Here is a 1,148-nt window from a genome sequence, read left to right on the forward strand (position 1 = left end):
GGGGAGTTCTCCTCGGAGTTGGCCCCACCCTCTGCTGTGGCAGCAGCGCGAGGCGGGCGCGGGTGGCGGCGGTGCGGGCGTCGGCGGCGATCTGGTGAACCGCCCCGAGATTGGTGGAGGGTCTGAAGCCACGGGAGAGTGGGACAGTGCCGGCACCGAGGAAGTACCCCGACGAGCTGCGTGAGCGCGCGCAGCGGCTGGTCGCGGAGGCGATGACGGAGGATCCGTCGCTGTCGCTGAACGCGGCGGTGAAGCGGATCGGCCCGCGGGTCGGGATCGTGCCCGATACGTTGCGCGGCTGGTGCAAGCAGGCCCGCATCGATGCCGGGCAGGCGCCGGGCACGACGACGGATGACGCGAAGCGGATCAAGGAGTTGGAGTCCGAGGTCCGTGAGCTGAAGCGGGCCAACGAGATTCTGCTGGCGGCCAGCTCGTTCTTCGCGCGGGAGCTCGACCCGCGACTGCCCTGGTAGTGGCGTTCATCGACGCTCACCGCGAGCGGTTCGGGGTCGAGCCGATCTGCCGCGTGCTCACCGGGCACGGCGTGCCGATCGCCCCGTCCGGCTACTACGCGCACCGCTCCCGGCCGCCGTCGCCGCGGGCGGTGCGCGACGCGGCGGTGTTCGCCGAGATCGAGCAGATCTACCACGATCCGCAGCTGGGCCGCGGCCTGTACGGGGCCCGCAAGGTGTGGCATCAGCTGCGCCGCCAAGGCGGGGTCGACGGGCTGCCGGTGCCGCGCTGCCAGGTCGAGCGGCTGATGCGCGCCGCCGGGCTGCGCGGCGCGGTCCGCGGCCGCACGGTGGTCACCACGACGGCCGACAAGGCGGCGAGCAGGCCGCCGGACCTGGTGGACCGCGACTTCACCGCGAGCCGTCCGAACGAGTTGTGGGTGGTCGACTTCACCTATGTGCCGACGTGGTCGGGGATGGTGTTCACCGCGTTCGTCTGCGACGTGTTCTCCCGGCGCATCGTCGGCTGGCGCACCGCGGCGAGCATGCCGACCCAGCTGCCGTTGGACGCACTCGAGATGGCGTTGTGGGGACGACGACCCGGGGCGTGTCACGCGAACGGTGTAAGCCGCGGGTGGACCAAGATCGGCTGCTGTGATCGACACAGCGGCCGGGAAGGACACCCACGTGAGCAAG

The 1,148-nt window shown here is 71.5% G+C and carries 2 protein-coding genes and 1 other annotated feature; both genes read left to right on the forward strand.

Going from position 1 to position 1,148, the window contains the following annotated elements; all coding sequences use genetic code 11:
• Positions 1–146 precede the first annotated feature (146 nt).
• Entirely contained in the window at positions 147–473 is a 327-nt protein-coding gene (locus G567_RS0125105) for a transposase (protein WP_028932072.1), read from the forward strand.
• Positions 429–559: a sequence feature (AL1L pseudoknot), on the forward strand. It overlaps the preceding gene by 45 nt.
• A partial coding sequence (locus tag G567_RS31430; protein ID WP_051233546.1) for an IS3 family transposase occupies positions 473–1,148 on the forward strand: 676 nt, incomplete at its 3' end. Its footprint overlaps the feature before it by 87 nt. The genes G567_RS0125105 and G567_RS31430, both read left to right, overlap by 1 nt.

Source organism: Pseudonocardia asaccharolytica DSM 44247 = NBRC 16224, assembly GCF_000423625.1.
Lineage (GTDB): Bacteria > Actinomycetota > Actinomycetes > Mycobacteriales > Pseudonocardiaceae > Pseudonocardia > Pseudonocardia asaccharolytica.